Genomic DNA, 4,174 nt, shown 5'->3' on the forward strand with positions numbered 1-4,174 from the left:
AGGATAAACCAGAACAATCAGATAACGCCGCATTACTTTTAGCCAGATATCCGTGATAAACAGACAGGATAGCAAGGTTTTCATAGGCGCCTCCTTTGACCGTTAAGCATATACAGGGCTTTGCGGAAAGAAAGTAAAAAAGCCAGTGAGCATTTAAATGTATGTATAGGAATCTTAAAGCCCTCATAGACTGAAGTGGTCTAATGACTCCGAACATCTCGTTAAGCACAATTGTGCAATCAGCAACGAGGTTACGAATGGCAAAGCGACAGAATTATTCTCAGGAGTACAAACTCAAGGCGGTGAAACTGATAGTTGAGCAAGGTCAGTCTCCGGCAGAAGTAGCTAGAAGCCTTGGAGTCAGTGCAGGCAATCTGCGTCGTTGGGTTCGGCAACATGAAGAGCAAAAAGCCTTGCGGAAAAAGGGGTACAAAACTGGGCGTTACCAGGCCAGAAGCCTGATGCGACAACTGGGGCTGGGCGTATCTGGCGACTGTCGTAGATCTGTTTTCAAGGAAAGTTGTGGGCTGGTCCCTGAATAGTAGGATGACAACGGAGCTGCCACTAGGAGGCTGACCGAGAATAGCGTCCGAGCATAAAATTCAGTAGAACGAGTCAGTTTTTTCACTGAATTTGTGCGAATAGTTGACCTATTTAAGCAAATTCAGTGGAAAAGATGGCCGTTCTTTCTGGATTTTAGGCCGGGCTGTCTATTCTCGGTCAGCCTCCTAGAGGCCTTGAAAATGGCGTATTGGAGCCGAAAACCGGGTAAAGGAGTTATGCACCACTCTGACCAGGGGTGTCAGTACGCATCGCGTGAATACCTGAAACAGCTAAAGGCATACGGGATGGTTTGTAGCATGAGCCGCAAAGGAAACTGTTGGGACAACTCGGTGATAGAACGGTTCTTTGGCAGCCTGAAGAGAGAGAACAGACCACTATATTACGATACCAGGTCAGCAGTTGAAGCGGATGTGATTGATTATATCCTGTTCTACAACAATCACTGGATGCACTCATATCTGGACTATGTAAGTCCAGTGGAATTTGAGCAGCAGAGATTGGAAAAAGTATCTTAACCAGGTGTCCGTTTTCACTTGACCACTACACACCTTATTATCATCACCACTACTAGACCTATCACTGTACCTATTCCTACTCCGATGATATTCCAATGCTATTTTTAAACTCGATATCTTCATTTATGGCTTTCTCAAAGCCATATTCAATACAACCACCTACAACAGCTATGGCTTTCTCAAAGCCATATTCTATACAACCACCTACAACAGATATGGCTTTCTCAAAGCCATATCCTATAAAACCACCTACAACAGCTCCTCCTACTATTACCACTACTACTGCTGCTGCTACTACTACTGATACTGCTGCTTTATTACTCACCGATTGGTGTTGAACATGTTGGGTAGTTAATGCCTGTATTACCACTGGAGCAGCATGAGGGATTATTTGCTGTCCGAGAAAAGTAGCCACTTGCTCTGGTGCAACCGGGATTTGAAGCAATCCAGTTGTAGTACCTGCATCATCTATATTCAGTTGTTCTATTTGAATACGAACCTCCAACAGGTCAGTACCGACAGCTCTTATGCTAATCATGAAGGCTGTAATCAATATAAAAAACCTGCAACACCAAAAGATCATTGTCATAATCCACCTATCAAGTAGTGCAAAGTATAGGTATAGCCAGTGACTATGTCGTCAACCATAAATTATCCAGGCGCCTCTGGGACTTAAGCTTTCGAGCATGAAATTCAGTAGAGCGAGTCAACTTTTTCGTTGGATGTGTGCGAATAGTTGACCTATTTAAGCAAATTCAATGGAAAAGATGGCTGCTCTTCCTGGATTAAAACAACGGCTTTCTTGCGATCAGGGAGAGGAATCAGTCGTCCTCGCGCCCCCCAGATAAGAACCGCGACCTTGTTTTCAGCACTCCACTGCTGTGGATTTTTGCCATCACCGGCCACGGGTACACCTTGATTTCTTGCTTGTTTGCGCCAAGTATACGGGTTGCGTCAGCAATGCCGGTTTCTCTTTTAAGCTGAGCCACGGAAACATTATTGGGGGGGCAGCATCTTTTGGATGATGGCTTCTTTCATTTCTATGGAGTAACGCGCCATAATAGCCTCTCTCGATTATCTCTCTGTTACAGAGAGTTATGAATCAACAGAGGCGACATCTACCCTGACTCAGAGGGGCATTTCATAAGCTGGCTCAATAGCTATTGCTCCTGTTTTTATCGCTTTATCTTTGAGTTGTTGGTGCCAAAAGTGGCCAGTCCAGTGCTTCTCTAAGAGAAAATCAAGCTTAAACTTTAAGCAACTCTTGTCTACGTCAGTCCCTTGAAAGTTTTTAACCAAGCTGGCGTTACGTTCTGCAACGGGATCAGGCTTTATGTCAATGCGTAAAAGTTTTTTTATAAGATCCTCCCGGCCTATCTTTACCATGGAAAAGATGAAGTAGCTGTTTGCCAATATTTCATGGAAATGGTTTTTGCGTAATATTTCGAGACTGGGGATGACTATATCAACGTGCAGTGGGAAGGTCAGGTCAGGATCATGATTGAATTCCTGATCAACAAACGTCCTGCGTGACATTAATTTTTCCCTATAAGCCTGTGTATCATAGCCCCATGGAAATAATTTTGTTGTGAACGGTTCTTGAGCGCAGTGGCTGCTGTCACTCTCCAACAGCACTTCATTACACAAACAGGTGAAGTGATGTATAAACAGCTGATCTTCAGCTGTCAGTGATTCACGCTCTATTCTCTTTAAAAAATGGTTGAAAGGCGTAATGAAGAGACTGTCAAACTCCAGACTTGCGTCTCTCGTATCTTTCGGGATTCTATTTAGAATTTCTGCGTGGTAAAGGTCATGCATATGGCTCAGCGTACCAGCCCAATATCCATCTGGTTGTGAGATAGATGGCAGTTCGGGATGCCACAAAGCCATAGGGTGTTCTTCTTTTAAGCGAAGTTTTTTAAGTTTATTCCAATCACCAAAGCCAAATGTTGGTTTTATCAATACTGGTGATGGCTCTTTTTCAAGGATTTTTTGCAGTTGTGAAAAGGATTGTAGAACCATCTTATTATTCTGTCTTCCGTAGAAACTACTTCCTAATATATCCAGCCAAAGGAATAAATGCCTTTCTTGGACCTGCGGGGTATCCACAGGGTCAGAGGTTGGCTCTGGGCGTTTATCATAGGCGACTTCCAGTGCTTTTTTGAAGTCTGGTAATACTTCGATATTAAACTGAGCTTCGTGAAGGTTCGCCCAAGTGATCGGATTGCCTGTGGTACTGACCACTTCAAATTTTTTGGCCAGAACTGGAAAGCCTGGAAAAACATGTTCACCCGTCGTTAAATCCGTTCTGAATATCAGTCGGTGCATAAGGTAATGGTAATGATCCATAAACTGATGTTCACTGAGTTGGTTATTGGCCAACGCCCAATAAAGCGTGTTACAAGTGTCTGTGGAAAAATAACTATCGGACTCAGGACCTTCGGTTTTTAACTTTTCAAATAATATTGAATATTTCGCGTGGTTATGTGCAATCTTTTCAAGGTAGGATGTTTCGATCGATTTTAAAAAATGTGTGAGTCGATTGAGTAGTGGCGGTGTTGTACTTTCTTGAGTGATTCGTACTCGCTTGACTGGAGTAGAGTCGACGTTGCGCTCATCTACCCGCTTGCGCTTGCCATAGATATGAGGAGATAGGCTTGTTAACGCTGGCTTTGTTATGCAATGAGGAGCAGGCAAATCTTCTGACGTCTGCTTATCTTTGTCACTGCCAAAGACATTAACTCCCGGATTCGGTGTGTTTATTCCCTGCATGTTTTCATTTCGCTGGATAGTCGTTAAAACTTAGGTTGCTCTGTGTTTCGACATTTGGCGGGTTTGAGGGTTCACTAACTACCGGGCTTTGTTATTTATACTGACACATCTGTCAGGCAGTCCTGAGACCATCGGGATCAGAAAAGGCTTTTCGTGATTACGACTGAAAATCTTACAGACCGGAGATGGGGCGAGAGCTTTGAGCTCGATACCAACGCTGAATTCAGGTTAATGCCTACTTCAAATAGATTGCATACAGAGCGGTCACCCAGGGTAATAGTAGAAAGGGTGCCGTGCGGCTTGTCGCTGAGTTATTGATAGGA

General features: G+C 43.8%; 4 protein-coding genes and 2 pseudogenes. 3 read left to right on the forward strand and 3 right to left on the reverse strand.

The window, feature by feature from the left end; genetic code table 11:
• Positions 1–257 precede the first annotated feature (257 nt).
• From GZ78_RS30555 to GZ78_RS28625, 3 genes and pseudogenes are all read left to right on the forward strand, one after another.
• Positions 258–413: pseudogene (locus tag GZ78_RS30555) on the forward strand (transposase); the annotation flags it as partial.
• A gap of 61 nt (positions 414–474) precedes the next feature.
• Positions 475–561, forward strand: a pseudogene (locus GZ78_RS30845) (hypothetical protein); the annotation flags it as partial.
• 74 nt (positions 562–635) lie between these two features.
• Positions 636–1,079 carry an IS3 family transposase gene (locus GZ78_RS28625; RefSeq protein WP_081870080.1) on the forward strand — a complete coding sequence of 148 codons (444 nt, stop codon included), beginning with the start codon at positions 636–638 and terminating at the stop codon, positions 1,077–1,079.
• A 76-nt stretch (positions 1,080–1,155) separates the two neighbouring features.
• Here the strand turns inward: GZ78_RS28625 and GZ78_RS26850 are convergent, their stop codons facing one another.
• The 3 genes from GZ78_RS26850 to GZ78_RS26855 form a co-directional block, all read right to left on the reverse strand.
• Entirely contained in the window at positions 1,156–1,632 is a 477-nt protein-coding gene (locus GZ78_RS26850) for a hypothetical protein (RefSeq protein WP_236631718.1), read from the reverse strand.
• Positions 1,633–1,820: 188 nt separating this feature from the next.
• Positions 1,821–1,985, reverse strand: coding sequence for a hypothetical protein (locus GZ78_RS29775; RefSeq protein WP_161787510.1), 165 nt, complete (start codon positions 1,983–1,985; stop codon positions 1,821–1,823).
• Positions 1,986–2,207: 222 nt separating this feature from the next.
• A complete protein-coding gene (locus GZ78_RS26855) occupies positions 2,208–3,851 on the reverse strand; it encodes a hypothetical protein (RefSeq protein ID WP_034843391.1) in 1,644 nt (547 codons plus the stop codon).
• Positions 3,852–4,174: the final 323 nt, after the last annotated feature.

The organism is Endozoicomonas numazuensis, from assembly GCF_000722635.1.
Lineage (GTDB): Bacteria > Pseudomonadota > Gammaproteobacteria > Pseudomonadales > Endozoicomonadaceae > Endozoicomonas_A > Endozoicomonas_A numazuensis.

Bases quoted from the DNA above. Each gene is read 5' to 3' on its own strand.
- GZ78_RS26855 (WP_034843391.1), bottom strand. From the start codon at position 3,851: ATGCAGGGAATAAACACACCGAATCCGGGAGTTAATGTCTTTGGCAGT.